27 protein-coding genes and 1 tRNA gene are annotated in these 26,931 nt (G+C 66.9%); 14 read left to right on the plus strand and 14 right to left on the minus strand.

The genetic code is table 11. The features are described 5' to 3' along the window. Positions 1 to 298: 298 nt before the first annotated feature. From AB4Y98_RS14475 to AB4Y98_RS14495, 5 genes are all read right to left on the minus strand, one after another. Positions 299 to 967: a YoaK family protein gene (locus AB4Y98_RS14475; RefSeq protein ID WP_059063786.1), complete on the minus strand. Its 669-nt coding sequence runs from the start codon at positions 965 to 967 to the stop codon at positions 299 to 301. A gap of 10 nt (positions 968 to 977) precedes the next feature. After that, positions 978 to 1,484: a hypothetical protein gene (locus tag AB4Y98_RS14480; RefSeq protein WP_099842268.1), complete on the minus strand. Its 507-nt coding sequence runs from the start codon at positions 1,482 to 1,484 to the stop codon at positions 978 to 980. Then, positions 1,481 to 2,881: a PhoH family protein gene (locus AB4Y98_RS14485; RefSeq protein ID WP_025879446.1), complete on the minus strand. Its 1,401-nt coding sequence runs from the start codon at positions 2,879 to 2,881 to the stop codon at positions 1,481 to 1,483. The genes AB4Y98_RS14480 and AB4Y98_RS14485 overlap by 4 nt, the downstream gene beginning before the upstream one ends. An 84-nt stretch (positions 2,882 to 2,965) precedes the next feature. After that, entirely contained in the window at positions 2,966 to 3,445 is a 480-nt protein-coding gene (locus AB4Y98_RS14490; RefSeq protein WP_312787142.1) for a peroxiredoxin, read from the minus strand. A gap of 91 nt (positions 3,446 to 3,536) precedes the next feature. Beyond that, positions 3,537 to 4,097, minus strand: coding sequence for a glycine cleavage system protein R (locus AB4Y98_RS14495; RefSeq protein ID WP_025879444.1), 561 nt, complete (start codon positions 4,095 to 4,097; stop codon positions 3,537 to 3,539). Positions 4,098 to 4,261: 164 nt separating this feature from the next. Between AB4Y98_RS14495 and dapA the strand changes: the two genes are divergently transcribed. After that, a complete protein-coding gene (gene dapA, locus AB4Y98_RS14500) occupies positions 4,262 to 5,155 on the plus strand; it encodes a 4-hydroxy-tetrahydrodipicolinate synthase (protein ID WP_191078120.1) in 894 nt (297 codons plus the stop codon). 32 nt (positions 5,156 to 5,187) lie between these two features. Further along, positions 5,188 to 5,703, plus strand: a complete 516-nt coding sequence (locus AB4Y98_RS14505) for a hypothetical protein (RefSeq protein WP_312109717.1) — start codon at positions 5,188 to 5,190, stop codon at positions 5,701 to 5,703. Positions 5,704 to 5,941: 238 nt separating this feature from the next. Here the strand turns inward: AB4Y98_RS14505 and fdxA are convergent, their stop codons facing one another. Then, the gene (fdxA, locus tag AB4Y98_RS14510) at positions 5,942 to 6,265 is read right to left on the minus strand and encodes a ferredoxin FdxA (protein WP_005409054.1); all 324 of its coding nucleotides are present in this window, start codon (positions 6,263 to 6,265) and stop codon (positions 5,942 to 5,944) included. 186 nt (positions 6,266 to 6,451) lie between these two features. Here fdxA and AB4Y98_RS14515 point away from each other — a divergent pair, with 186 nt between their 5' ends. Continuing rightward, positions 6,452 to 7,876 (plus strand): sugar porter family MFS transporter, encoded by a 1,425-nt coding sequence (locus tag AB4Y98_RS14515; RefSeq protein WP_117310098.1) that lies wholly within the window; start codon positions 6,452 to 6,454, stop codon positions 7,874 to 7,876. Between the two features lie 461 nt (positions 7,877 to 8,337). On the opposite strand, the gene AB4Y98_RS14520 is transcribed toward AB4Y98_RS14515, so the two are convergent. After that, a tRNA-Glu gene (locus AB4Y98_RS14520) sits at positions 8,338 to 8,412 on the minus strand. Positions 8,413 to 8,461: 49 nt separating this feature from the next. On the opposite strand from AB4Y98_RS14520, the gene pcnB reads away from it, so the two are divergent. The 8 genes from pcnB to AB4Y98_RS14560 all read left to right on the plus strand — a co-directional run bounded on the left by pcnB (position 8,462) and on the right by AB4Y98_RS14560 (position 15,522). Continuing rightward, positions 8,462 to 9,841, plus strand: coding sequence for a polynucleotide adenylyltransferase PcnB (pcnB, locus tag AB4Y98_RS14525; RefSeq protein ID WP_033830828.1), 1,380 nt, complete (start codon positions 8,462 to 8,464; stop codon positions 9,839 to 9,841). Positions 9,842 to 9,844: 3 nt separating this feature from the next. Further along, on the plus strand, positions 9,845 to 10,330 hold the full coding sequence (gene folK / locus AB4Y98_RS14530; RefSeq protein WP_099783595.1) for a 2-amino-4-hydroxy-6-hydroxymethyldihydropteridine diphosphokinase: 486 nt from the start codon (positions 9,845 to 9,847) through the stop codon (positions 10,328 to 10,330). A gap of 34 nt (positions 10,331 to 10,364) precedes the next feature. Then, positions 10,365 to 11,180, plus strand: coding sequence for a 3-methyl-2-oxobutanoate hydroxymethyltransferase (gene panB, locus AB4Y98_RS14535; protein ID WP_025878796.1), 816 nt, complete (start codon positions 10,365 to 10,367; stop codon positions 11,178 to 11,180). Further along, positions 11,177 to 12,016 carry a pantoate--beta-alanine ligase gene (gene panC, locus AB4Y98_RS14540; RefSeq protein ID WP_336026913.1) on the plus strand — a complete coding sequence of 280 codons (840 nt, stop codon included), beginning with the start codon at positions 11,177 to 11,179 and terminating at the stop codon, positions 12,014 to 12,016. Before panB ends, panC begins: the two co-directional genes overlap by 4 nt. Positions 12,017 to 12,089: 73 nt before the next feature. Then, positions 12,090 to 12,584: a hypothetical protein gene (locus AB4Y98_RS14545; protein ID WP_442244591.1), complete on the plus strand. Its 495-nt coding sequence runs from the start codon at positions 12,090 to 12,092 to the stop codon at positions 12,582 to 12,584. 87 nt (positions 12,585 to 12,671) lie between these two features. Further along, complete coding sequence (gene panD, locus AB4Y98_RS14550) at positions 12,672 to 13,052, plus strand: aspartate 1-decarboxylase (RefSeq protein WP_004153087.1); 381 nt, start codon at positions 12,672 to 12,674, stop codon at positions 13,050 to 13,052. Further along, positions 13,049 to 14,563 carry a glucose-6-phosphate isomerase gene (pgi, locus tag AB4Y98_RS14555; RefSeq protein WP_442244592.1) on the plus strand — a complete coding sequence of 505 codons (1,515 nt, stop codon included), beginning with the start codon at positions 13,049 to 13,051 and terminating at the stop codon, positions 14,561 to 14,563. The genes panD and pgi overlap by 4 nt, the downstream gene beginning before the upstream one ends. Positions 14,564 to 14,589: 26 nt before the next feature. Further along, positions 14,590 to 15,522 (plus strand): hypothetical protein, encoded by a 933-nt coding sequence (locus AB4Y98_RS14560; RefSeq protein WP_442244593.1) that lies wholly within the window; start codon positions 14,590 to 14,592, stop codon positions 15,520 to 15,522. A 43-nt stretch (positions 15,523 to 15,565) separates the two neighbouring features. On the opposite strand, the gene AB4Y98_RS14565 is transcribed toward AB4Y98_RS14560, so the two are convergent. Next, positions 15,566 to 16,129: a response regulator transcription factor gene (locus AB4Y98_RS14565; RefSeq protein WP_025878801.1), complete on the minus strand. Its 564-nt coding sequence runs from the start codon at positions 16,127 to 16,129 to the stop codon at positions 15,566 to 15,568. Then, positions 16,126 to 17,352: an ATP-binding protein gene (locus AB4Y98_RS14570; RefSeq protein ID WP_442244594.1), complete on the minus strand. Its 1,227-nt coding sequence runs from the start codon at positions 17,350 to 17,352 to the stop codon at positions 16,126 to 16,128. The genes AB4Y98_RS14565 and AB4Y98_RS14570 overlap by 4 nt, the downstream gene beginning before the upstream one ends. A 114-nt stretch (positions 17,353 to 17,466) precedes the next feature. Between AB4Y98_RS14570 and ispG the strand changes: the two genes are divergently transcribed. From ispG to AB4Y98_RS14585, 3 genes are all read left to right on the plus strand, one after another. Beyond that, entirely contained in the window at positions 17,467 to 18,732 is a 1,266-nt protein-coding gene (gene ispG / locus AB4Y98_RS14575) for a flavodoxin-dependent (E)-4-hydroxy-3-methylbut-2-enyl-diphosphate synthase (protein WP_442244595.1), read from the plus strand. Further along, positions 18,713 to 19,462: a phosphatase PAP2 family protein gene (locus AB4Y98_RS14580; protein WP_025878803.1), complete on the plus strand. Its 750-nt coding sequence runs from the start codon at positions 18,713 to 18,715 to the stop codon at positions 19,460 to 19,462. The genes ispG and AB4Y98_RS14580 overlap by 20 nt, the downstream gene beginning before the upstream one ends. Positions 19,463 to 19,663: 201 nt before the next feature. Continuing rightward, positions 19,664 to 20,311: a response regulator gene (locus tag AB4Y98_RS14585; protein ID WP_025878804.1), complete on the plus strand. Its 648-nt coding sequence runs from the start codon at positions 19,664 to 19,666 to the stop codon at positions 20,309 to 20,311. Between the two features lie 283 nt (positions 20,312 to 20,594). On the opposite strand, the gene AB4Y98_RS14590 is transcribed toward AB4Y98_RS14585, so the two are convergent. The 5 genes from AB4Y98_RS14590 to zwf all read right to left on the minus strand — a co-directional run bounded on the left by AB4Y98_RS14590 (position 20,595) and on the right by zwf (position 26,626). Next, a complete protein-coding gene (locus AB4Y98_RS14590) occupies positions 20,595 to 21,254 on the minus strand; it encodes a bifunctional 4-hydroxy-2-oxoglutarate aldolase/2-dehydro-3-deoxy-phosphogluconate aldolase (RefSeq protein WP_442244596.1) in 660 nt (219 codons plus the stop codon). Positions 21,255 to 21,491: 237 nt separating this feature from the next. Further along, on the minus strand, positions 21,492 to 23,408 hold the full coding sequence (gene edd / locus AB4Y98_RS14595; protein ID WP_442244597.1) for a phosphogluconate dehydratase: 1,917 nt from the start codon (positions 23,406 to 23,408) through the stop codon (positions 21,492 to 21,494). Between the two features lie 58 nt (positions 23,409 to 23,466). Next, complete coding sequence (gene pgl, locus AB4Y98_RS14600) at positions 23,467 to 24,189, minus strand: 6-phosphogluconolactonase (RefSeq protein WP_442244598.1); 723 nt, start codon at positions 24,187 to 24,189, stop codon at positions 23,467 to 23,469. Continuing rightward, positions 24,186 to 25,193, minus strand: coding sequence for a glucokinase (gene glk / locus AB4Y98_RS14605; RefSeq protein WP_025878808.1), 1,008 nt, complete (start codon positions 25,191 to 25,193; stop codon positions 24,186 to 24,188). The genes pgl and glk overlap by 4 nt, the downstream gene beginning before the upstream one ends. Beyond that, a complete protein-coding gene (gene zwf, locus AB4Y98_RS14610; protein WP_025878809.1) occupies positions 25,190 to 26,626 on the minus strand; it encodes a glucose-6-phosphate dehydrogenase in 1,437 nt (478 codons plus the stop codon). The genes glk and zwf overlap by 4 nt, the downstream gene beginning before the upstream one ends. Positions 26,627 to 26,931: the final 305 nt, after the last annotated feature.

Consider the following 26,931-nt stretch of genomic DNA (forward strand, 5'->3'; position numbering starts at 1 on the left):
CGCGCTGCCTTGCCAGGGGGTAGTGCCGGCCGGGCTGCGCCCGGCACCGGCAGAAGCAACAGCAACACCTGGAGCAACGGCGGCATGTGGTGGGATGCGGGGCGGTGTGGGCCTGCAGGACACGCCGTAGACCCGTCCGTGGGGGCTCGATGGCGCCATCCATGGCGCCAACGGTCCTGCAGCCCCACACCGCCCCGCATCTGACGGCTTCCTGCAGTAGATCCACGCCATGCGTGGATATCGCAGAAATGATCGGATGGACAACGTAGATCCACGCCATGCGTGGATGGCGCCATGCTCAACGCCGCCAGCGTGCCCACTGCTGGTAGGACACATAGCCCAGTCCGGTCAGTCCGGTCAGCAGGGCAGGGGCGAGTAGGGCGTCGTATTGCCAGCGCACGAACAGCCAGGCGCCGATCACGCCGCCAGCAAGGAAGCCGCTGATGATCAGGCCGCTCAGGGTCAGGCGTCGTACCTGTAGCGGCAGTCCGCGCAGCAGGTGGCCCAGGCCGATGCCGAGATCGGTGAACATGCCGCTGAGATGAGTGGTGCGTACGACGGCACCACTGAAGGTGGTGGCCATCGCATTCTGCAGTCCGCAGGCCATCGCGGCCGCCAATGCGCCCCATATCTGATGCTGCTTGAACAGCGGAATGGCCGCCAGCAGCAACAGCGATTCCAATGCCAGCGCCACGCCGTAGCGCCGGCCGAGCTGCAGTGCGCTGTCCTGGATCAGCAGTCCGCTGACCATCGCGCCCAGCGAAAACGCGATCAGCAGACCCCACAAATGGCCGACCGCGCGCCAGTCACCTTGCGCCAGTGCCATGCCAAGCTGGCTGGTGCTGCCGGTCATGTGGCTGACCGCCTGGTGTTCAAAACCGAGGAAGCCAACCACATTGACCATGCCGGCCACGCACGACAGGGCGACCGCGCCGATCCAGACCCAGGTGGGCAGGCGGATTCCCATGGCAGGCCCCTCAGGGCCCGCCGAAGCCGCCGTTGAACTGCAGTTCGCTGAAGGTCCCGCTGGTCGGGTCGAAGACCGCGCCCCAGAACTGCGCGCCGCCATCGCAGACCCGCACCGCTTCGCGGGCGGGCCGGAGGCTGTTGTCTTCAGGCAGATGGAACGCGTTGATGTAGATCACCTGCTTTCCGTCCAGCTCGATGCCAACGTACTGGCGATCGAAATCCAGCACGTGTGGCACCTGCGCTTCCAGCGATGCCAGCTTCGCTTCCAGCTGGTCCACCTGCTGCCGGCTCGGTGCCCAGTAGCCGCTTACCCGCCCGGCCTCGCGGCCGGGGCTGGGGCGCGAGCAGGTATCGAGCACCTGCGCGGCGATGATCGGGCGGGTGACCACCCAGGACTGGCCACTGCGTTCTGTGGTCGGCACGCTGGCCGGTCCCTGCGTGGTCGCGCAGGCACCGAGCAGCGTGGCAATGGCGACCGCCAGCGATGGCAGCAGCAGACGGGTGCAGCGGTTCACAACACCTCCGAGGCGTAATCGGCCAGCCGCGAGCGTTCACCGCGACGCAGCGTGATGTGCGCGCTGTGCGGCCAGTTCTTGAAGCGGTCCACGGCGTAGGTCAGGCCCGACGTGGTTTCGGTCAGGTACGGGGTGTCGATCTGTTCGACGTTGCCCAGGCAGACGATCTTGGTGCCGGGGCCGGCACGGGTGATCAGCGTCTTCATCTGCTTGGGCGTCAGGTTCTGCGCCTCGTCCAGGATCAGGTAACGCGACAGGAACGTACGGCCGCGCATGAAGTTCATCGAGCGGATCTTGATGCGGCTGGCGAGCAGGTCGTTGGTGGCCTGGCGGCCCCAGGTGCCGCCTTCCTGGTTGTGCGTCAGCACTTCCAGGTTGTCGGTCAACGCGCCCATCCACGGCGTCATCTTCTCTTCCTCGGTGCCGGGCAGGAAGCCGATGTCCTCGCCGACGCTGACCGTGGCGCGGGTCATGATGATCTCGCGGTAGCGCTGCTGGTCCATCGTCTGCGCCAGGCCGGCGGCCAGTGCCAGCAGGGTCTTGCCGGTGCCGGCAGTACCGAGCAGGGTGACGAAGTCGATCTCCGGATCCATCAGTGCGTTGAGTGCGAAGTTCTGCTCGCGGTTGCGCGCGCTGATGCCCCACACGGCATGGCTGCCGTGGCGGAAGTCATCGACCAGCGACAACACCACCTTGCCATCGCCGACGATCCTGCTGACGCGCAGCTCGACTTCGTCTTCGCCCGGCAGGTACACGTACTGGTTCGGGTACCACTCTTCGCCGTCCTGGGCGAGGATTTCGTAGTGCGTGCGGCCCTTGTCGCTCCAGCTGCGCAGATCCTCGCCGTGGCGCTTCCAGAAATCTTCCGGCAGCTCGGTGGCGCCGGTGTAGAGCAGGCTGAAATCGTCCAGCGCGCGGTCGTTCTCGTAGTCTTCCGAGACGATGCCGGCGATGGCCGCCTTGATCCGCAGGTTGATGTCCTTGGAGACGAACACCACCGGGATCTCCGGCGTTTCTTCCTTCAGCGCCAGGATCGCGCCGAGGATGGCGTTGTCCGGGATGACCTTGCCAAAGCTCTTGCCCGCGTCGAAATGGCTGGTCTGGAAACGCAGCAGGCCCACGCTCTGCTTGCCGCGCAGCTGCAGGCCCTGCGGCCGCTGCAGCGGAATGCCCTCGGCCAGGTTGTCCAGGCCCGAAGCCTGCACCAGCTCGTTGAGGAAGCGGCTGACCTGGCGCGCATTGCGGCTCGCTTCGGTCGTGCCCTTCTTGCCGTTGTCCAGCTCCTCGATCACCTGCATGGGCAGGTAGACATCGTGCTCCTCGAATTTGAACAGCGCGGTGGGATCGTGCATCAGCACGTTGGTATCCAGCACGTAGATGCGCTTGCCTCGGGTCATCATCGGTTCCTGGTTACGGACAGGGAAAAACCACCACGGCCTGCTGCAGGGCAGGGTGGTGGCGGACAAAGTGGGCGATGGGACTCACTTGGACTGATTGGCCTTCAGTTCGGCGAGGACGGCGTCGGCATGGCCGGCGACCTTGACCTTGCGCCATGACTGCACGATGCGGCTGTCGGGGGAAATCAGGAAGGTGCTGCGCTCGATGCCACGTACCTGCTTGCCGTACATGTTCTTCATCTTGATCACGTCGAAGGCGCTGCACAGCGCTTCGTCGGCATCACTGACCAGCGGGAACGCGAAGCCCTGCTTGGCACAGAAGTTGTCGTGGGACTTCACCGAGTCGCGCGAGACGCCAAGCACGACCGCGCCCGCTTTCCTGAAGCCGGGCAACAGTGCGTTGAAGTCGATGCCCTCGGTGGTGCAGCCCGGGGTGCTGTCCTTGGGGTAGAAGTACAACACCAGCCACTGGCCGGCGTAATCGCCGAGGGTGGCCTGGGCGCCGCCGGACAGCGCCAGCGGCAGGGAGAGGGTGGTGCTGTCCAGGGTATCGCCGTTGTTCATGAGGTCCTTCTGTCGAGCCTGGGTTCTTTCTACGACAATTGCATGAAACGCCACGCGCCCGTGAGGAGCGCGCGAAGAATCAGGGTTTCAATCAGAACTTCATCGGGTCCATGATCGCGTCCAGGTTCAAGTGGTCGCAGAACTCAAGGAAATCATCGCGCAGGGCGGCGATGTGCATGTTGGCCGGCACGCCGATGGTGACCTGTGCGCTGAACATTTCCGCACCGGTCTGCATGGCGCGGTAGCGCGTGCTCTGCAGGGTCTCGATGGTGATGCCCTGGCGGTCGAAGAAATCGGCCAGCTGGAACAGGATGCCCGGCTTGTCGGCGGCGATCACCTCGACGATGTACGGCAACAGGTTGGATTGCGCCTGCTTGGCTTCGGTGCGATACCAGACCAGCTTCAGGCCTTCCTCGCGCTCGAGCCGGGTCAGCATCGCTTCCAGCTTGGCGACCGAATCCCAGGAGCCGGTGGCCAGCGCGGTCACCGAGACATCGCGGCCCACGGTGGCCAGGCGTGCATCCACCAGATTGCACCCGCTGTCGGCGATGCGGCGGGTGACGGACAACAGGGGGGACTCCGGATGCGTCGTATAGGCGTTGATCAGGAGGTGGTTTTCGCTCGGCGCTGGGCGCGGGGTGGTGTCGGTCAAGGCGATTCCGGGTAATGCATGCGTTAGTCTGAATGCCCGCCAGAGGCGGGGATCCACCGGTGTCCAGCATACTTGCCCGTGCTTTCGCGCCGCAAGTAACATTCAGAACGCCCGCGCCCTTCCGTGGCGGACGTTTTCCCTCCCCAGCCAAGAGCAGCACGTCCTTGTCCCTTTCCGGCCTCATCACCGCGCTGGCGACCCCCTTCCGGGCCGACGGCGCACTCGACCCCGACGGTTGGCAGCGCCTGCTGCACCTGCAGCTGGAGGGCGGCGTCCAAGGCGTTGTCGTTGCCGGCTCCACCGGCGAGGCAGCCACCCTGTCCGATGCGGAGTACGACCAGCTGCTGGCCAGCGCGGTCGAACGCATCGCCGGCCGCGTTCCGGTCCTGGCCGGTACCGGCCTGTCCGGCACCGCCAAGACCATCGAGCAGACCCGCCGCGCCGCCGCGCTCGGTGCCACCCACGCGCTGGTGGTCACACCGCCGTACGTGCGGCCGACCCAGGCCGGCCTGATCGCGCATTACCGCGCGGTCGCCGACCAGGCGGGATTGCCGGTGGTGCTGTATAACGTGCCCGGCCGTACCGGCTGCGACATGCTGCCGGAGACCGTGGCCGAGCTCGCCAGCCATCCGAACATCGTCGGCATCAAGGAAGCGGTGGGCGATACCGGCCGCGTGCGGGCACTGCTGGACCTGCGCAGCCCGACCTTTGCCGTGCTCACCGGCGATGACGGCACGGCCGCACGTTCGATCCAAGCCGGCATGGACGGTCTGATCTCGGTCGGTTCCAACGTGCTGCCCGGCGCCTATCGCCGGATGTGCGACCTGGCCGCTGCCCGCGACCATGAAGCCGTTGAATCCTGGGACGCGCGCCTGCAGCCGTTCCATGACTTCTGCGGTGTCGAATCCAACCCGATTCCGGTCAAGGCGCTGTTGCGTCGGATCGGCATCGGTCACGATCTGCGCCTGCCGCTGCTGCCGCTTTCGGCCGCACACACGCCTGCCGCCGACCATCTCGCCGGCGATATCGCCGCCCTCGAAGCCCTTTCCAGCCACTGACCTTCCGTCTTGGTCTGATCCAGGAGATTCACATGCGCCAATCCGTTTCCGCCGTCCGCGTGCTGTCCTTCGCGCTCCTTGCCGTGGCCACCGCAGCCGGCACCACCGGTTGCTTCAAGCGTGGCGTCAAGGGCGACTACGCTCTGGCCCCGGAAGTGCGTCCGCTGGAAGTGCCGCCGGACCTGAACCTGCCGGCAGGCGCCGGCAACAACCAGGTACCGACCCTGAGCTCGGCGACCAAGCCGGCCACCCCGGCCGCCGCCACCCCCGCCGTCAGCGCCACCGGTTTCACCATTGCCGGCAGCAAGGATGAAGCCTTCGCCAAGGTCGGTACCGCGCTGGAAGGCGTGGAAGGCCTGACCATCGCCACGCGCGCGCAGCTGCTGGGTTCGTACGACGTGGCCTATGAAGGCAGCAACTTCCTGGTCCGCGTGGTCGCCGTCGACGCTGGTGCCTACATCTCCGCGGTCGACCCGCGTGGCCTGCCGGCCACCGCCGAAGCCCCGGTGAAGCTGATTGCCGCACTGAAGGCGAAGCTGGCCCAGTAATGGCTGGCTCGATGGGCGCGGACCCTGCTGGTTCGTACCTGCCGTGGTAGACGCCGACCTTGGTCGGCGCCTTTATGCCAACCAAGGTTGGCAGCTACCAGGGCCAGAACAGAAAAGGGCGCCCTGGGCGCCCTTTTCATTGCCTGCTGGTTGGTACCTGCCGTGGTGGGGGCCGACCTTGGTCGGCGCCTTTGTGCCAACCAAGGTTGGCAGCTACCAGGGCCATGGTGCCTGCGCCTCAGCGCTCTAGCAACTTCAGTTTGTCCGGCTTGCCATCCCACTCACCGGCGTCGGCCGGCGGGTCCTTGCGCACGGTCAGCACCGGCCATTCCTTCGCCAGTTCTGCATTGAGGGCGACGAAACCTTCCTGGCCAGCGGGAACATCGTCTTCCGGGAAGATTGCGTTGACCGGGCACTCGGGTTCGCAGAGGGTGCAGTCAATGCACTCGTCCGGGTCGATCACCAGGAAGTTCGGGCCTTCGTGGAAGCAATCCACGGGACACACTTCCACGCAATCGGTGTGTTTGCACTTGATGCAGTTTTCGGTGACGACAAAGGGCATGGGTAGAGGGCGAATCGCTTTCTGAACCTGCCAATTCTAGAACAGGTTGGCCCCCGGTGTCGGTCGCCGTGTGAAAGTGGGCCGGATTGGTACCCGGAACGCCCATTTGGCGGCATGCCCGCCCTGTGCGACGCTGCCAGGGCCGCCGGCCCGCTTCGGTCGGCCCCCTTCCTTGCAGGATCCTTCATGTCGCCAGTCCAGCCCGGTGCCGCCTCCAATGGCGGTGAGAACACTGCCTTCATCGTCCTGATCAGTTGCGCCGCCACCCTCGGCGGATTCCTGTTCGGCTTCGATAGTGGCGTCATCAATGGCACCGTCGACGGCCTGCGCCAGGCCTTCAACTCCAGCGAAGCCGCGCTCGGCTTCGAGGTCGCCTCGATGCTGCTGGGGTGCGCGATCGGGGCGTTCGTGGCCGGTTGGCTTGGCGATCGGCTGGGACGTCGCGGCGTGCTGATCGTGGCGGCCGTGATGTTCCTGGTATCGGCGCTGGGCGCCGGCGCTGCACATGCATCCTGGTTGTTCGTCTGCGCACGCGTGCTGGGCGGGTTCGCTGTCGGTGCGGCCAGCGTGATGTCGCCGGCCTACATCGCCGAGGTCGCCTCGGCGCGCTATCGCGGCCGGCTGGCGACCGTGCAGCAGATGGCGATCATCTGCGGCCTGTTCGCAGCGTTCCTCAGCAACTATCTGCTGGCCCGGGCGGCGGGTGCGTCGACCGAGCCGCTCTGGCTGGGGCAGGAAGCCTGGCGCTGGATGTTCTGGATGCAGGCACTGCCGTCGCTGCTGTTCCTGCTGCTCTTGCTGGTGATCCCGGAAAGCCCGCGCTTCCTGGTGATGAAGGGTCGGCAGGCGCAGGCGAGGGCGGTGCTTGGCCGGCTGTACGGCGAACGTGCCGCGGTGAACAAGCAGGCCGAGATCGAAGCAAGCCTGGCCCAGGACCAGCACAAGCCGCGATTCGGCGACCTGCTCAACAAGGCCACCGGCAAGCTGCGCCCCATCGTCTGGGTCGGCATCGGCCTGGCGATGTTCCAGCAGCTGGTCGGCATCAATGTGGTGTTCTACTACGGCGCGGTGCTGTGGCAGGCGGTGGGTTTCTCGGAAAGCGATGCGCTGCTGATCAACGTCCTGTCCGGTGCGCTGAGCATCGGCGCCTGCCTGCTGACGGTGGTGCTGATCGATCGCATCGGCCGCAAGCCGCTGCTGTGGGTCGGTTCGGTCGGCATGTCGGTGGCCCTGGTGCTGATGGTGGTGGCCTTCGCCAGCGGCAGCCTGGCCGAGGGGCGCCTGCAGCTGTCCGACGGCATGGGGCGGCTGGCGCTGGTAGCGGCCAACGTCTATGTGGTGTTCTTCAACATGTCGTGGGGCCCGGTGATGTGGGTGATGCTGGGCGAGATGTTCCCGAACCAGATCCGCGGCCCGGCGTTGGCCGTGGCCGGTGCGGCGCAGTGGACCTCGAATTTCGCGATCACCGTGACCTTCCCGATGCTGCTGGCCGGCATCGGCCTGGCCGGTGCGTACGGCATCTATACCGTCGCCGCGATCCTCTCGATCATCTTCGTCATCCGCTACGTGCGCGAGACCAAGGGCAAGGAACTGGAGCAGATGGAAGGCTGACGGCTTGGCCTGAGTTTCAGCGCCTCCCTGTTCCGAGGGGAGGCGGCAGGCCAGCCGCTCCAGGACACGCCGTAAACCCATCCATGGGGGCTCGATGGCGCCATCCATGGCGCCAACGGTCCTGGAGCGCCTGGCCTGCCGCCTCTCGACAGATCGCGGGTGGCGGACACACGCAAGCGCGTCCGGGCTGATTTGCCGCGGAGGAGCGAGGCTGTTCTTGATCTTGCCGCCGTCGCGGAAATTGTCAGGAGGGGGCGGGCCACCCTGTCCTGGACCGTTGGCGCCATGGATGGCGCCATCGAGCACCATGGATGGGCTTTTGCGTGTCCAGGACAGGGTGGCCCGCCCCCTCCCTCGCAGGAACAAGGAGGCGCTCAAGCGACCAGCCCAGTCGGCGACACGATTCCGGAAAACAGAAAAGCCCGCACAAGGCGGGCTTTTTCGGTTCCTGCTGCGGCGACTGGTGCTCCCTAGGGGACTCGAACCCCTGTTTTAGCCTTGAGAGGGCCACGTCCTAACCACTAGACGAAGGGAGCAGTGTGTCGCTGCCGGTGCAGGAGCGCTAGTATATGCACCTCGATGCCATTGGGCAATCCCGAAACTTCAACCGGAAGCGCCAACATCATTTCCTCTGCTACATCACCGTTCAGCCTGCGCGTCATCCCGCGCGACCAGCACACGATCTCCCGCAAGGACATCAGCCCGAACGCTTTGCGCGTGCTTTATCGACTGCGCGATGCCGGCTTCGGCGCCTACCTTGTCGGCGGCGCGGTGCGCGATCTGCTGGTCAATGGCCAACCCAAGGATTTCGACGTGGCCACCGATGCCACGCCCGAACAGGTCAAGCAGTTGTTCCGCAACTGCCGCCTGATCGGCCGCCGTTTCCGCCTGGCCCATGTTGTGTTCGGCCGCGAGATCATCGAAGTCGCCACCTTCCGTGCCAACATCGATGACGGCAGCGGCGACCGCGAAATGGAAAACGGCATGCTCGTGCGCGACAACGTGTACGGCAGCATCGAAGACGACGCCATCCGCCGCGACTTCACCTGCAATGCCCTGTATTACGCCATCGAGGACTTCTCGGTGCGTGACTACACCGGCGGCTTCGAAGACGTGCAGGCACGCCTGATGAAGCTCATCGGCGACCCGGTGCAGCGTTACCAGGAAGACCCGGTGCGCATGCTGCGTGCGGTCCGCCTGGCGGCCAAGCTCGGCTTCCAGATCGAAGAGGGCACTGCCGCGCCGATCCCGCAGCTGGCCGGCCTGCTCAACGAAGCCGCACCGGCGCGCCTGTTCGAGGAAGTCCTGAAGCTGTTCCTGTCCGGGCATGGCGTTGCCAGCTTCGAAGGACTGGAACGCTACGGCCTGTTCGACGTGCTGTTCCCGGAAAGCGCCAAGGCGCTGAAGTCGAACCGCACCGGCGCGCTGCGTCGCATGCTGGTCGAGGGCCTGGCCAACACCGATGCACGCGTGGCCAATGACGAGCCCGTGTCGCCGGCGTTCCTGTTCGCGCTGTTGCTGTGGCCGGCTTACTGCCGCGCACAGGCAACGCTGCTCAAGCAGGGCGTCGCACCGGAAGAGGCACAGCGTCGTGCCGCCGACCGCGTCACCGTGCAGCAGCTGAGCACCATTGCATTGCCGCGCCGTTTCTCGCTGCCGATGCAGGAGATCTGGCTGCTGCAGGCGCGCTTCAGTTCGCGCCAGCGCAAGCGCGTGATGCGCACGCTCAGCCACCCCCGTTTCCGTGCCGCCTTCGATTTCCTGGCCCTGCGCCAGGTGGCATCGGCAGAGCACGAAGCCGACGTCGCGTTCTGGCGCGAAGCGCAGGCGCAGTCCGGGCATGAGCTGGATTCGTCGCTGGATTCCCTGCACAGCGATGCCGGCGATGAGGAGGGTGGAGCGCCGCGCAAGCGTCGTCGTCGCCGTCGTCGTCCCGATGGCGCAGCTGCCGGTGCTGCCGAGTAATCCATGACCGGTGCCTGGATCGGGCTGGGCGCCAATCTTGGCGACGCAGCCAACACCGTCCGCGCGGCCATTGCCGCGCTGGACGAGCTGCCCGGAACCCGGCTGACGCAGGCCTCGCGGTTGTACGCGACGCCGGCATGGGGCAACGAGGACCAGCCACCGTTCGTCAACGCAGTGGCCTCGGTCGACACCGATCTGCCCGCCGTCGAGCTGCTGCAGGCCATGCTCGCGCTGGAGCAGCGCTTCGGCCGCGTACGTGATCCCGCCGTGCACTGGGGGCCGCGTGCGCTGGATCTGGACCTGCTGCTGTTCGGCGAGCTGGTGCTGGACCTGCCCGAGCTGAAGGTGCCGCATCCCTACCTGCACGAGCGTGCGTTCGTGTTGGTGCCATTGGCCGAAATCGCCGCCGATCTGGCCATTCCCGGCCATGGCCGCGTGCGGGATGCAGTGATGCGGGTGGATGCCTGCGGGATCGCGCCGTTAGGGTGATAATGCCCGGGTTATCTCCCCCGGTTATCAGCACATGAGCACCCACGCAGACAGCAAGCCCTGGACCGTTCCCGCCCTGGCCGAGGCCAAGCGCAATGGCCAGAAGCTGGTCATGTTGACCGCCTACGACGCAGGCTTCGCCCGCACCTTCGATGCCAACGGTGTCGACCTGATCCTGATCGGCGATTCGCTGGGCATGGTCGTGCAGGGGCACGATTCGACCCTGCCGGTGACCGTCGCCGACATGGTCTATCACACCCGCGCAGTCGCCCGCGTGCTGCAGCGTGCGCTGCTGATCGCCGACCTGCCGTTCGGCGCCGATGCCACCCCGGAACGCGCGCTGGATGCTTCACTGCAGCTGCTGCAGGCGGGTGCGGAGATGGTCAAGATCGAAGGCGCCGGCTTCAAGGTCGACATCATCCGCTACCTGGTCGAGCGCGAGATCCCGGTCTGTTCGCACCTGGGCCTGACCCCGCAGTCGGTGCTGCGCCTGGGTGGCTTCAAGATCCAGGGCCGTGGTGATGCCGCGCGCCAGCTGGTGGACGATGCTAAGGCCGTGGCTGAAGCCGGTGCCAGCATCATGGTGCTCGAATGCGTGCCGACCCCGGTTGCTGCCGCCGTCACCGCCGCGGTGCCTGTGCCGACCATCGGTATCGGTGCCGGTCCGCAGTGCGACGGCCAGGTGCTGGTGCTGCACGATTTCCTCGGTCTGGACAGCGGCCACCGTCGCCCGAAGTTCGTCAAGGACTTCCTGGCTGAAGGCGGTTCGGTGGCCGGCGCCACCCGTGCCTACGCCGATGCCGTGCGCGATGGCAGCTTCCCCGACGAAGAACACGCGTACGCCCAATGATCCAGACCTTCAACGAACTCGGTGCGCTGCGCGCGCAGATCGCGCAGTGGAAGGGCGAGGGCCTGCGCGTGGCGCTGGTGCCGACCATGGGCAACCTGCACGGCGGGCACCACGCGCTGGTCACCCTGGCAAAGCAGTACGCCGACAAGGTGGTGGCCAGCATCTTCGTCAACCCGACACAGTTCGGGCCGAACGAGGATTTCAGCCGCTATCCGCGCACCCCCGAAGCCGATGTGGCCGGGCTGGAGCAGGTGGGCTGCGATGCGGTGTGGCTGCCCAGCGTCGAAGCGATGTACCCGCTGGGCGTGGACAAGACCACGCAGATGCATGCGCCTGGCGTCAGCGAGGTGCTGGAAGGCGCCAGCCGCCCGGGCCATTTCGATGGCGTGTGCACGGTGGTGGCGCGGCTGTTCCTGCAGGTACAGCCGGATGTGGCCGTGTTCGGCCGCAAGGACTACCAGCAGCTGGCGGTCATCAAGCAGATGGTGGCCGAGCTGTCGTTCCCGGTCCAGATCGTCGGTGCCGAGATCGTGCGCGATGAGGATGGCCTGGCCAAGAGCTCGCGCAACCAGTACCTCAGCGCCGAGCAGCGCCCGTTGGCGACCACCCTTCACCGCACCCTGCTGGGCATGCGCGAAGGCTATGTGGCCGGGCACGCGCGTGAACGCATCGAGGCCGACGCCGTCGCTGCGCTGCAGGCAGCGGGCTTCCAGGTGGATTACGCGGTACTGCGCACTCCGGAGCTGGCCGAGCCGAGTTTCGATGGCGGCGGCCGCGTGGCCCTGATCGCCGCGCGCCTGGGCACCACCCGGTTGATCGACAACCTGGAGTTCTGAACCGCCCTGCGCGGTTGTGCAGGGCGCCCGCAGTGGGCGCCCGGTGTTCGCCGGACAAGGACGACCTGCCGATATGACCTCGTTTCCAGCCAGCCCCGGCCGCAGCGCCGTGGCGGCGATCCTGGCGGTGTTCGCCGCCGCGCTGCTGCCTTCGCTGGTGATCGGTGGCCTGATTGCCGGTCTCAGTCTCGGCCAGGAAGTGGCCACGGCCGCGCTGGCGGCCGCATTGATGTTCGTGCTGGCCTTCGCCCACGCCGTGGCGGTGCTGCTGCCGATGGGCTTGGTCCTGCTGTCTTCCGGCCGCCTGCGCTGGGTGTGGTTCGCGCTGGTCGGGGCAGGGCTGGGCGCGCTGGCCATGGCCACCTGTGCCTGGCCCGACGGCTCTGGCGGCGCTCTGATGAGCCAGCTGTCCTCTGCGGGCAACTTCGACTGGGCCAGCTATGCCTTCTCGGTACTGGTGGCCGCCGGATTCGGCCTGATGGCCGGACTGGCGTTCCACGCCGTGTTCCGGGCCGTGCTGGCCGGTGCCGCGGCGCCATCGCCGGGCGCGCAGCAGCGCACCGGCTGAACGGTCTTCAGCATCCTGCGGCCGCTACCTGACCGCTGCCGCGTGGGTGCTAGAATCCGCTCTTTCCTTTGCCGTTGCAGCGCCCCCATGCACCTGTCCCTGCTCAAGACCAAGATCCACCGCGCCACCGTCACCCATTCCGAGCTGAACTACGAAGGCTCCATCGCCATCGATGACAACCTGCTGGCTGCCACCGGCATCCGTGAGTTCGAGCAGGTGCACATCTGGGACGTGACCAACGGTGCGCGCTTCTCGACCTATGCGATCCGCGCCGAAGCCGGCAGCGGCGTCGTCTCGCTCAATGGTGGCGCCGCGCGCCACGTGCAGGTCGGTGACATCATCATCATTGCCGCCTTCGCCAGCATGACCGAGCAGGAAGCCGACAGCTTCAAACCGAAGCTGGTGTACGTGGATGGCAACAACCAGATTTCCCACACCAACGACACGATCCCGACCCAGGCCGCATGACAACGAACAACGGATTCGACTCGCTGCATTCCCACGCCCAGCGCCTGAAGGGCGCAAGCATTCCCGGCCTGCTCGCCGCCGAACCCGGCCGTGTACAGGACCTGGCGCTGCGGGTCGGTCCGTTGTATGTCAACTTCGCCCGGCAGAAATACGATGCCGCAGCGTTGCAGGCGCTGTTGGCGCTGGCTGCCGAACGTGATGTCGGCGGCGCCATCACGCGCCTGTTCCGTGGCGAGCAGGTCAACCTGACCGAAGGCCGCGCTGCGCTGCATACCGCATTGCGCGGTGATGTAGTCGATGCGCCGGTGGCGGCCGAGGCCTATGCCACCGCGCGCGGCATCCGCCAGCGCATGGGCGTGCTGGTGCGCGCGCTGGAAGACAGCGGCGTGACCGATGTGGTCAGCGTCGGCATTGGCGGTTCCGATCTCGGCCCGCGACTGGTCGCCGATGCGCTGCGCCCGGTCACAGGCGCACGCCTGCGCGTGCATTTCGTGTCGAACGTGGACGGCGCCGCCATGCAGCGCACGCTGGCCACGCTGGATCCGGCGAAGACCGCCGGCATCCTCATTTCCAAGACCTTTGGTACCCAGGAAACCCTGCTCAACGGCCAGATCCTGCATGACTGGCTGGGCGGCAGCGACCGTCTGTACGCGGTCAGCGCCAATCCGGAACGCGCCGCCAAGGCCTTCGCCATCGCCGCCGATCGTGTGCTGCCGATGTGGGACTGGGTGGGTGGCCGCTATTCGCTGTGGTCGGCCGTCGGTTTCCCGATCGCACTGGCCATCGGCTTCGAGCGCTTCGAGCAGCTGCTGGAAGGTGCCGCGCAGATGGATACGCATGCGCTGGACGCGCCGTTGGAGCGCAACCTGCCGGTGCTGCACGGCCTGACCGACATCTGGAACCGCAATCTGCTGGGCTACGCCACGCATGCGGTGATGACCTACGACCAGCGCCTGGCGCTGCTGCCGGCCTACCTGCAGCAGCTGGTGATGGAAAGCCTGGGCAAGCGCGTGCAGCGCGATGGCCAGCCGGTCACCACCGACACCGTGCCGGTGTGGTGGGGCGGTGCGGGCACCGATGTGCAGCACAGCTTCTTCCAGGCGCTGCACCAGGGCACCAGCATCATCCCGGCCGATTTCATCGGCTGCGTGCACAACGATGATCCGTATACGGTCAACCACCAGGCGCTGATGGCCAACCTGCTGGCGCAGACCGAAGCACTGGCCAACGGCCAGGGCAGCGACGATCCGCACCGCGATTACCCGGGCGGCCGCCCGAGCACGATGATCCTGCTCGACGCGCTCACCCCGCAGGCGCTGGGCGCCTTGATCGCGATGTACGAACACGCGGTGTACGTGCAGTCGGTGATCTGGAACATCAACGCTTTCGACCAGTTCGGTGTCGAGCTGGGCAAGCAGCTGGCCAGTGGCCTGCTGCCGGCCCTGCAGGGCGAGGATGTCCAGATCAATGATCCGCTGACCCGTGAGCTGCTGGCGCAGCTGAAGGGCTGAGCGCGGCGCGCCGGATGCGTGCGTCGATGCACTGGCGCGACCTCGTTCGACGAAGGCAGCCCGAGGCGTGGGCGGGTCTGCACCTGACCGTGCCGGCTCCCGTGCGCCCTGCGCTTGTGGTTTCGGTCTGCCCGCCGGACCGGATACGGGTGGGTACCGAGGAACGCCCCATGTTGTGGGCGAGGGTGGAGCCCGACTACTTCGGTGTGGACCTGCTTCGCAGCGCCTCCCCGGCCTCGCCGGCGATCATTCCACCGATCACGGCTGCCGAGGTGCGGGCGTTGCATTCGGATGATCCGGTGCGGACTGCCGCAGCGTGGGCACGTCATTTCGCACGGGCCCTTACCCGTTCGGATCGATCTCCGCTGGCCCAGGGCGAATGGCTGCTGCAGCCGACGCTGCATGGCCTGGAGCGTGCGCGGATGCCGCTCACGCTCGCGTCAGATGCGCTGGCCCGACCGGCGGTCGATACCTTGGACTGGTCGAGCGTGACGCACGGCGAATGCCTGCCTCCCGTCCTGCTGCGGGCACCGTCACTGGCCACGGATGGGCGGGTCAAGGCCTGGGCCAGGCAGGCCCGGGCAGGATCACTGCCACCGGTGCTGCTGATGTGGGGCAGTGGCCTGCAGGCACACGTGGTGCTGGACGGACACGACCGGCTGCAGGCAGCCGTGCAGGAGGGCGCCGATGTGCCGGTGCTGGTTCTGCTGCGTCATGGCGAGCGGTGCGTGGATGAGCAGGGCCTGGCGCGGGCTGACATCATCGTCGAGCGGTCTGGCGGCGCGGACATGACAGTCGAGGCCCGCAACCGACTGCTGCTCGATCTGTATAGCCCTGCGCGCGACGTCCTGCCCAGTCGGGCTGATCTGATGCGTGGTGGGGTGGATCAATGGGTTGCAGAAGTGGACGCCGAGGCCAGGCAGCAGAAGGTCGAGGTGGACGCGCTGCTCGGAGACTGACCTGGCGTGCGCCAGCGGCATCCTGTTGCGGGATGCCGGCCCTTCACCGGCTCGGATCGCGCTCCGGGCTCGGCCGCTTGGCCAGCTTGCGCTGCAGCGAACGCCGGTGCATGCCGAGCAGCCGCGCGGCCGCCGATACATTGCCGCCGGTTTCATGCATCGCCTGCTGGATGTGTTCCCACTGCAGGCGGCTGATCGGGGTCATCGCATCGGGCACTTCCATCTCGCCGTCATCGGCGGGACCATCGTCTTCCTCGCCCAGCGCACGCAGGATCATCGGCACCGTCGATGGCTTCGGCAGGTAGTCGTCGGCGCCCAGCTTGATCGCCTCCACTGCGGTGGCGATGCTGGCATAGCCAGTCACCAGCAGGATTCGCATGTCTGCGCGCAGCGCGCGCAACGGCTGTATCAGGGCCAGGCCGGAATCGCTGCCCAGCTTCAGGTCGATCAACGCGAACGCCGGCGGATGCTGGCGGGCCAGTGCCAGCGCGCTGGCGGCATCCTGTGCGGTCTGCGTCTCCAGCCCTTTGCGGGCCAAGCTGCGCTGCAGGGTGCGCAGGTAGAGTTCGTCGTCGTCGACCAGCAGGCCAAGGGTGGAAGCAGTCATGGTGATTCCTCGCGGGGGGCCAACGGCAGGCGGAAGCCGACGCGGCTACCGGCCCCTTGGGCCGGGCGCATCCACATCTCGCCGTCCAGGCGTTCGATGGTGGCATGGGACAGGGCAAGACCGACGCCCATGCCTTCACTCTTGCTGCTGCCGAACAGCTTGCCCGGCAGCACGGCGGCGCGGGCGTTGAAGCCATGGCCGTAATCGCGCACTTCGCCGATCAGGTCGTCGCCTTCGATGCGCAGGCTGAGATCGACGCGCGGTCGGCCGGCCTGCTCGCCGGCATCGGCCGCGTTGTTCAGCAGCACCATCAGCAGGTGGCCGACGCCCGGGTCCAGCGGCAGGCGCAGCGGTGCGTCGTCGTTGCGATGCAGGTCGATGGTCGGGCGCACCAGCCGCCATTGCTCCAGCACCTGCTGGGCCGTGGAGTGGGCGCGCCCGGGGCCGTCATTGGAGGCCGGCGCGGCCAGGGCCAGCACGCGCTCCCGGCACTGCACCAGCAGTTCGCGCAGGGTTTCCATGTCCTCGCGCACTTCCGGTTCTTCGCTGCGTTCGGCCACGTCGTCGGCGAGCAGGGTCATCGTCGCCAGCGGCGTGTTCAGTTCGTGCGCCACCGAGGCTGCATGCGTGGCCAGGGCGACGATGCCCTCGTTGCGCGCGAAGCGTTCGCGCAGTGCCGACAGTTCCAGCTCGCGCTCGCGCAGCGCGATCGCCAGCCGGGTAGAGAAGATCAGTACGACCGCAGCGGACAGCAGGAAGGTGGCGATCACGCCCCAGCGATTGAGGTCCAGTGCGTTGAAATAGCCCGCCGGCAGCGGTTGCCCGAACAGTCCGCTGGCGGCGTAGCCCAGCAGGCAGGCGCTGGCCACGGCCAGTGCCCAGCGCAGGGGCAGGGCGAAGGCCGCCAGGGCGATCAGGATCAGGAACAGCGAGCCGAACGGATTGGCGATGCCGCCGCTCCAGCTGACCATCCAGGTGAGGATGATCACGTCCACCAGGATGTGGCCGAAGGCGGTCAGCGGCGCGGTATCGGCCGGCTCCGGGCGCAGCTGCGTATACAGGTTGAATACGGCGAGCACGGCAACGCCCGACCACAGCGGCAGTTGCGGCAAGGGCAGTCCCAGCACCCAGGTCGCAACGAGGATGGTGGCCGCCTGGCCAGCCACGGCCAACCAGCGCAGGCTGCACAGGGTTCGGAGAAACGGGGCGTCGGGACCGGTCATTCGCGCCCATCGTATGCGTTCGCGGGGACGGCTGCCTGCGACAATCGGCCGCAGCCGGACTGTCGCCTGAATGCGACACACCCGGAAGGTCGGGGCGGGCGTTAGAATGCCCGCATGCATGACGCCGTCACCCGCCCTACAGCCCCCTCCGATGCCACTGCCTGGCCCCGTCGCCTGACCCAAGCGGTCCAGATCGGTGGAGTCACCGTGGGCGGTGGCAAGCCGGTCGTGGTGCAGTCGATGACCAATACCGACACGTCCGATGTGGCGTCCAGCGTCAAGCAGGTCGCTGAGCTCTGGCGTGCCGGCTCGGAAATGGTGCGCCTGACCGTCAACACGGTCGAAGCGGCCGCGGCGATCCCGCGCATCGTCGACAAGCTGGCGATGATGGGCATCGACGTACCGCTGATCGGCGACTTCCACTACAACGGCCACCAGCTGCTGACGGCCGAGCCGGCCTGCGCCGAAGCACTGGCCAAGTACCGCATCAACCCGGGCAACGTAGGCTTCGGCAAGAAGAAGGACCTGCAGTTCGCGCAGCTGATCGAGTTCGCCATCCGCTACAACAAGCCGGTGCGCATCGGCGCCAACTGGGGCTCGCTGGACCAGGCCCTGGCGGCCAAGCTGATGGACGAGAACAACCACCGCGAACAGCCCTGGGACGCCGGCCGCGTGCTGCGCGAGGCGCTGATCCGTTCGGCGCTGGATTCGGCAGAGCAGGCCGTGGACATCGGCCTGCCGCGCGATCGCATCATCCTGTCGGCCAAGGTCAGCGGCGTGCAGGAGCTGATCGCGGTCTACCGCGACCTGGCCCAGCGTTCGGACTTCGCCCTGCATCTGGGCCTGACCGAAGCCGGTATCGGCAGCAAGGGCATCGTCGCCTCGGCGGCGGCATTGAGCGTGCTGCTGCAGGAAGGCATCGGCGACACCATCCGCATTTCGCTGACGCCCGAACCGGGCCAGTCGCGCACGCAGGAAGTGATCGTCGCCCAGGAACTGCTGCAGACCACCGGCCAGCGCGCCTTCACTCCGCTGGTCACGGCGTGCCCGGGCTGCGGCCGTACCACCTCGGAATTCTTCCAGGAGCTGGCCAAGGTGGTGCAGAACCACGTCCGCGAAAAGATGCCGTTGTGGAAGATCCAGCACCCGGGGGCGGAGAACATGACCCTGGCGGTGATGGGCTGCGTGGTCAACGGGCCGGGTGAGTCGCGGCATGCCAACATCGGCATCTCGCTGCCCGGCACTGGTGAAGCACCGTCGGCACCGGTGTTCGTCGATGGCGAGAAGAAGGTGACCCTGCGTGGCGAGAACATCGCTCAGGAATTCGTCGCCCTGATCGATGATTACGTTGAACGCACCTATGTCCGAAGCGCCGGGTAAGCCGACGATCCTCGCTGCACCGGAGCCAGCCTCCGGCTTCCGCCACTGGATGGCGCGCAATGCCTGGCGGCTGCTGCTGCTGTTTGCCGGCGTGCTGCTGCCGCTGGCCGGATTCGTCGCCCTGGCCGACGAGGTGCACGAGTTCGAATCCTTCCATTTCGATGCGCCGCTGCTGTGGCAGATGCACGGCCTGCATTCGCCGTGGCTGGACCACGTGTTCGTGCTGCTGTCGAAGCTGGGCTACGAGTGGTTCCTGATCCCGGCCGATGTGCTGATTGTCGGTGCACTGGCCTGGCACCGGCGTTGGCGTGAAGCGACCTTCGTGGCGGTGAGCTTCGTAGGGTCGGCGCTGCTCAACATGGGCAGCAAGCACTTCTTCCAGCGCGACCGGCCCAGCCTGTGGGAATCGATCGCGCCGGAATCCACGTTCAGTTTCCCCAGCGGCCACGCGATGGGCTCGATGACCCTGGCGGTCACCCTGGTGCTGCTGGCCTGGAATACCCGCTGGCGCTGGCCGGTGCTGCTGCTGGCGCCGTCGTTCAGCCTGCTGGTAAGCGTTTCCCGGGTCTATCTGGGGGTGCATTACCCCTCCGACATTTTGGCCGGGTGGTGTGCCGCGCTGGTTTGGGTGGTAGGGTGCTATCTGGTCATGTTCAGCCGCCGTCATCCATGGCGACGGCACGGTTCGCCGCCAGCGACGGCCAGCGAAGCGATCACGCAAGGGGAGTGACGTGGATGCCCTCCCAAGGGCGTCTACCTGAGGGACGGGTTGTTTCGTTGTAACGGGTTCTGCAGGGCAAGGGGCACGATCAGGCGTGAAGAATGTGATGCGCAAGGCAGAACGCCGGAATCGCGCAACATCCGCGCTTGCAGTGGTCAGGTGCTCCTGCCTAGGTTGACCCGTATTGGCCGCATTCGAAGAGGTACGTGAATGACGATTCGAGTCTACCTGGTGGATGACCATGCGTTGGTCCGCACCGGGATGAAAATGATACTGTCGAGTGAAACCGACATTGAAGTGGTGGGCGAGGCCGAAACGGGCGAAGACGCGCTGCCAGCGATCCGCCAGCTGCAACCGGACGTGGTGCTGTGTGATCTGCACCTGCCCGGCGTGAGCGGGATGGAAGTGACCGAGCGCATCGTCCGTGGCCACCGCAGCACGCGGGTGGTGATCGTGTCGGTGCTGGAAGACGGTCCGCTGCCCAAGCGCCTGCTCGAAGCCGGCGCCGCCGGTTACATCGGCAAGGGCTGTGATGCGCAGGAACTGCTGCGTGCGGTGCGCGACGTTGCCGCCGGACGGCGCTACCTGGGCACGAGCATCGCGCAGAACCTGGCGTTGTCCACCGTGGAAGGCAACGGCTCGCCGTTCGACAACCTGTCGCCGCGTGAGCTGGAAGTGGCGTTGCTGCTGACCCAGGGCCTGCGCCAGGAAGATATCGCCCGTCGTCTAAGCCTGAGCGCGAAGACGGTCAACACGCACAAGGCGCGGTTGTTCGAGAAGATGGGAATCCACGACAACATCGCGTTGGCGCGGATGGCCAGCCAGTACGGGCTGGTGGATCCGGCACGTCCGCTGTAAGGGTTTCGGCCAACGGCTGAGCCCCTCGCGGTGGTGCGACGGGATTCGTGGGGTTGGCCGGACGGATGGGCTGCGCAGGGGACGCTGCAAGTACGTCCATGTAAGCTCGGTCGCCGCATCCATGCGGCTCACGCCCCTGCGCAACCCATCCGCCCGGCCACGGATAGTTTCCGTGCGTCGCCACCGCGGAATGAAGAAGGAACGGCAGGAGCGGGTCGCGCGCTTTGCGCGCTTGGGGTCGGATCCCTTTCCCGGCGGGAAAGGGCTCTGACCCCGCAGTGCGTCAGTGGCCGCGTACGCGCTTGACGATCTTCGCGGCCTGCGCGGCGCTTTCGCGCACCTTGTCCCACTGGCCTGCGTCGATCCAGTTGCCCGGCACCATCCACGAGCCACCGATGCAGACCACGTTCTTCTGCTCCAGGTACTCGGCGGCGGTGTTCTCGGTGATGCCACCGGTCGGGCACAGCTTGAGGTCGGCGATCGGGCCGGCTACGCCCTTGATCATCGCCAAGCCGCCCACGGCCGTGGCCGGGAACAGCTTGCACACGCGGAAACCGCGCGCGTAGAGCGCCAGCAGTTCGGTCGGCGTCGCCGCACCCGGTACCACCGGCAGCGGTGCCGCAGCCAACGCATCGGCCAGCACCGGCGGCGTGCCCGGGGTCACCAGGAAATCCGCGCCCGCATCGATCGACTGTTGCATCTGCTCCACCGTCAGCACCGTACCGGCGCCGACCACCACATCCGGCAACTCGCGCTTGAGCATCGCCAGCGCTTCCATCGCCACCGGCGTCCGCAGCGTCAACTCGATGGCCGGCAATCCGCCCTCCAGCAACGCCGCACTGACCGCACGTGCCTGGTCCAGCGTATGAATCGTCACCACCGGCAGGATGCCGGCCGCATGCAGCAACTCCGCCGCCTTCACCTGATGTTGTTCGATACCCATAGCTCTGCTTCTGCCTTTGCTTTCGCTCTAGTTGTGCTTTCAATGATCACTTCGCGGCGTATCGGCGCCGGAAACTGTGATGCGGCGGAGGGCAGGGCGTCGCCAGGACCGTTCGCGCCATGGATGGCGCGATCGAGCCTACAGGGATGTATTTACGGCGTGTCCTGGCGACGGCCTGCCCTTCGCCGCCCCCTGGAAACCAACCGCCGCCACATACCCGCAACGCGCTTCAATCCCTCAGGCGTCCTTCGCCTCATGTGGCGCCGCCGCAGCAGCAGCATCGTGCCCCAGCTCATACTCCGCGTCGTAGTCCCACGGCCCACCGTCAGCCGCCGCCGGACCGCACGAAATCGAGATCGCGCCCTGATCGGCCGGGCCCACCACGCGCCGGTTGATCGCGAACAGGTTGCGGCCCAGGTCATTGGCGGCCGGCGCCGTATTCGGCGCATGAGTACGCGCGGCCCATTCGGCTGCGTCCACCAGCACTTCAAGCGTGCCGGCCTCACCATCCAGGCGGATGATGTCGCCCTCGCGCACCTTGCCCAGCGGACCACCGCGTGCAGCTTCCGGCGTCACGTGGATGGCGGCGGGAATCTTGCCCGACGCACCGGACAGGCGACCATCGGTGACCAGCGCCACGCGCCGGCCCTGGTTCTGCAGCAGGCCCAGCAGCGGCGCCAGCGAATGCAGTTCCGGCATGCCGTTCGCGCGCGGACCCTGGTAACGCACCACCGCCACGAAATGCTCGGGCAGCAGGCCGCCGGCGTGCAGCTTGTTCAGCACCTGCGGCGCATCAACCACCACGGCCGGTGCTTCGATGGTGCGGTACTGCGGCTTCACTGCCGACAGCTTGATCAGCGACTTGCCGAGGTTGCCGCGCAGCAGGCGCAGGCCGCCCTGGCTCTCGAATGGGTTGTCGACACCGCGCACCACTTCTTCATCGGCGCTGCGTTCCAGACCCGGCAGGTACACCAGCTTGTCATCGCGCAGCTGCGGCTCGCGCGCGTAGTCGGCCATGCCGCCACGGGCCACGCTGACTAGGTCGCCATGCATCAGGCCGGCCTTGATCAGTTCGCCGAACACGAACGCCGGGCCACCCGCTGCAGCGAAGCGGTTCACGTCGGCCTCGCCGTTCGGATAAACGCGCGCCAGCAGCGGAATCAGCTGCGACAGCTCGTCGAAGTCGTCCCAGGTCAGCACGATGCCGGCCGCACGTGCCACCGCGATCCAGTGGATGGTGTGGTTGGTCGAGCCGCCGGTGGCCATCAGCGCGATGATCGCGTTGATGATCGCGCGCTCGTCGATGATCCGCCCCAGCGGACGGAAGTCGTCGCCCAGCGCGGTGATGTCCAGCGCGCGCTCGGTGGCTTCGCGGGTCAATGCATCGCGCAGCGCCGTGTCCGGATTGACGAACGATGCGCCCGGCAGCTGCACGCCCATCGCTTCCAGCAGCACCTGGTTGGAATTGGCGGTGCCGTAGAAGGTGCAGGTGCCCGCGCCGTGGTAGGACGCCGATTCGGCTTCCAGCAGTTCTTCGCGGGTGGCTTCGCCGGCGGCGTAGCGCTCGCGCACTTCGGCCTTCTGCTTGTTGGGAATGCCCGGCGTCATCGGGCCGGCCGGCACGAACACTGCCGGAAGATGGCCGAAGGCGAGGGCGCCGATCAGCAGGCCCGGCACGATCTTGTCGCACACACCGAGGTACACGGTGGTATCGAACATGTCGTGGCTGAGCCCGATCGCGGTGGCCTGGGCAATGACATCGCGCGAGAACAGTGACAGCTCCATGCCGCCACGGCCCTGGGTGACGCCGTCGCACATCGCCGGCACGGCACCGGCCACCTGCGCGGTCGCGCCGAGTTCGCGGGCCACCGCACGGATCTGTTCGGGATAGGTCTCGAACGGCTGGTGCGCCGACAGCATGTCGTTGTAGGCGGTGATGATGCCCAGGTTGGCCGTCACGCCGCCGCGCAGGCGGCTCTTGTCGGTGCCGCCACAGGCGGCGAAACCGTGGGCGAGGTTGCCGCAGCTGAGGCGGCTGCGGAACGGGCCATCGCGCAGGGAGGCGTCGATCGCTGCCAGATAGGCGGCGCGCGAAGCGGCGCTGCGGCGGATGACGCGCTCAGTGATGGCTTGCAGTTGCGGATGGAGGCTCATTGGCTACCGGCGTTCGAGGTGGCGAGAGGCAAGCGGCAGCAGGGCGCCGCCGCCGACATCAATCAGTCCAGTGGACGCGCAGGCGCGCGCCTTCCAGGTTGATCGCGTTGAGGATCGGATACTGCTGCGGGTCGTTGCTGTCCAATGCCTGGCGCAGCACCTGCAGCTTCTGCTTGCCGCGCAGCAGCAGCAGACGCTGGCGGCACTGGGCCAGGCCGCGCGGGGTCAGGGTGATGCGCAGCGGCCACTGGTTGGCACCGGGGCAGCCGGTGGCATCAAGCGCGGCATACGGGAGGGTGCTTTCGAGGGCGCGGGTCAGGTCCTTCGAGCCCGGGAACAGCGAGGCGGTATGGCCGTCGTTGCCCATGCCCAGTGCGACCAGGCTTGGGGCCTGGCTGTGCTGGGCCTGCAGGTTGGCGGTGTACACGCATTCGGGCAGCGGCTTGCCGATCCGCACCAGCGGATCGAAGTGCGCACCTTCGGCACGCGTGAGCAGGTTCTCGCGCACCAGCCACGCATTGCTGTCGCGATCCTGCGGCGACAACCAGCGCTCGTCGGCCAGGCTCACTTCAACGCGGTCCCAATGCACGTCCAGCTCGGCCAGCGCCTGGTACACCGGTGCCGGCGTGGTGCCGCCGGACAGCAGGATGCGTGCGCGGCCCAGTTCGGTGATGTCGTGGTTGATCGCCTGCGCCATTTCGGCTGCAACCGCTTCGATCCAGCCATCGGCATCGCCATGGTTGATGAAGTCGATACGGTCGTCCTGGAAGATGGGGGTCATGCGGCAACTCCTGGTGCGTCACGTTCGGCGTCGGCAGCATAGGCAGCGGCGCCCAGCAGTCCGGCGTGGGGATGCATCACGGCCAGCGACGGCACCCGCGCCATGATCGAAGAGAACCGGCCCTTGTGTTCGAAGCGCTGGCGGAAACCGGAGTGCTGCAATGAATCGAGCATCTTCGGAGTCAGCCCACCGGTCAGGAACACACCATCCCAGGCGCCCTGGGTCAGCACCAGATCACCGGCAATGGCGCCGAACACCGCGCAGAACACATCCACGGTACGCATCGCCTGTGGATCGCCGTGCAGGGCGCGGGCGGTCACGTCCACCGGTTGCAGTTGGCCCGGGTCGATACCCGCCATCTCGCAGATTGCGCGATGGATGTTGACTAGGCCGGGGCCGCAGATCAGCCGCTCGTTGGAGACGCGCCCGAACTGCTCGGACAGGATCTCCAGGATGCGGATCTCTTCCGGCGTTCCCGGCGGGAAGCTGACATGGCCGCCTTCGGTTTCCAGCGGGTAACAGCGGCCGTGGCGAAGGATCAGGCCGCCGACGCCGAGGCCGGTACCTGGGCCGATCACTGCGTAGTTGCGCGGCTGACCCGGCTTGCCCGGAACCCAGGCGGCACCGCCGACCTGGACCACGTCATCGGGCTGCAGCAGCGAAATCGCCATTGCCTGCGCGGCGAAGTCGTTGATCAGGTGCAGTTCGTTGAAACCAAGCATCGCGGCCGTGCGGCTGCGCGAGATCACCCACGGATGGTTGGTGATGCGGGCTTCGTCACCATCGACACGACCGGCGACTGCGAACACGCCACGGCTTGCGGTGGCGCCGATCTGCTCCAGATGGTGGCGCGCGGCATCACCCAGCGACGGGAACTCCGCCACGGCGTACTCGCGGATGCTCTCTTTCAGCAGCGGGGCGTCCTGCGAGGTGTCGGCAAGGGCGAAGCGGGCATTGGTGCCACCGATGTCGGCGACCAGCACGGGCTGCGAGCTGGCACTCATTCCGACGCTCCGCTATCCGGTGCATCCACGCCCTGCGGCAGGAAATCGACCGCGTTGGCCGGGCCCCACTGGCCGGCAGGGTAGGGCTCCAGCGGCAGGTTGGCCGCCTTCCAGGCGTCGGCAACGCTGTCGATCCAGGCCCAGGCGGCACGCACTTCGTCATCGCGCACGAACAGGGTGTGGTTGCCGTTGAAGGCGTCCAGGAACAGGCGCTCGTAGGCGATGCGGCGATGCAGGCCGGTCGGCACCGACAGCTCCAGCTCCAGCGGCTGCAGTTCCAGCGCGCCCCATTCGGGCCCGGCCAGGCTGCTCATCAGGCCCAGTTCGATGTTCTCCTGCGGCTGCAGCTGGAACACCAGGCGGTTCGGTGCGGCCTGCGCACGCTGCGGACGCTCGAACAACCAGTGCGTGACCGGCTTTAGGGTCACCACCACGCGGGTGGTGCGCTCGGGCAGGCGCTTGCCGGTGACCAGGTGGAACGGCACGCCGCTCCAGCGCCAGTTGTCGATGTGCGCGGTGACACCGGCGAAGGTCTCCACGTCGCTGCCTTCCGGCGGCTGGTAGGCCTGTGCGGGCTGGCCGTTGATGCTGCCGGCGGTATAGCGGCCGCGCACGCTGTCACGCGCGGCGTGCTTGGCATCCAGCGGGCGCAGCGCGCGCAGCACCTTGACCTTCTCATCGCGGATGCGGTCGGCTTCCAGCGACGCCGGCGGCTCCATTGCCACCATGCACAGCAACTGCAGGATGTGGCTCTGCACCATGTCGCGCAGGGCGCCGGAGCGCGCGTAGTAGGCATCGCGGCCATCCACGCCTTCGCTTTCAGCCACCAGGATGTGCACCGATTCGATGTAATTGCGGTTCCACACCGCTTCCAGCAGCGTATTGCCGAAGCGCAGCGCGATCAGGTTCTGTACCGCTGCCTTGCCCAGGTAGTGATCGAGGCGGAACACGCGGTCTTCGTCGATCCACTGGCCGATGGTGGTGATGATCTCCTCGGCGCTTTCGCTGTCGCTGCCGATCGGCTTCTCCAGCATCAGGCGCGCGGGTGCGGCCAGCGCGCCGCCCTTGGCCAGGCCCTCGCAGGTGGAGATGTACAGGCCCGGCGGGATCGCCAGGTAGCTCACGCAGCGGCGGTCGACCAGGTCGGACACGGCAGCGGCGACCGAGTCGACGTCGCGCAGGTCCACCGAGCGGTAGTCGATGCGGCGCAGCAGGGAGGCGATGTCCTCCTGGCTGGCCATCGGCATCGCCTGCTGCAGGCGCGGGCGCAGGATGTCATGGAAGGCTTCGGTGTCGTGGCCCGACAGGGCCAGCGCACGGATGCGGAAATCCTCCGGCAGCAGGCCGTCGCCGAGCAGGCGCAGCAGCGAAGGGAACAGGTAGCGCTGGGCCAGATCACCTGTGGCACCAAACAGGAAGAGTGTGTCGTGCATCGCTCGAGTTTCAGATCCGGGTGACATCGTTGTCAATCGCTTCATGGCTGGGTTCGGGGGACATCCGCGCAACTGCCTGTCCGAGGCTCATCTGGATCGGTTTTCCGGCTCGCCGGAGCACCGTTCCAATCGAAACCACTACAGCGGCAACCCTTCGTTCGGTCGACGATGCAGGTCGGCGCGCACCGACTGTCGGATAGTGCCACGTGAAAACGTTTACATGGCAGAATGGGCAACTGTATTCGATTGCAGTGGTCGCCGTCATGCGGCAACCGCGCAATCATCACTGCCATCGGGAGGGCCGA

Origin of the sequence: Stenotrophomonas sp. 2YAF26 (assembly GCF_052114625.1) — a bacterium.
In the GTDB taxonomy this organism is placed as follows: Bacteria; Pseudomonadota; Gammaproteobacteria; order Xanthomonadales; family Xanthomonadaceae; genus Stenotrophomonas; species Stenotrophomonas indicatrix.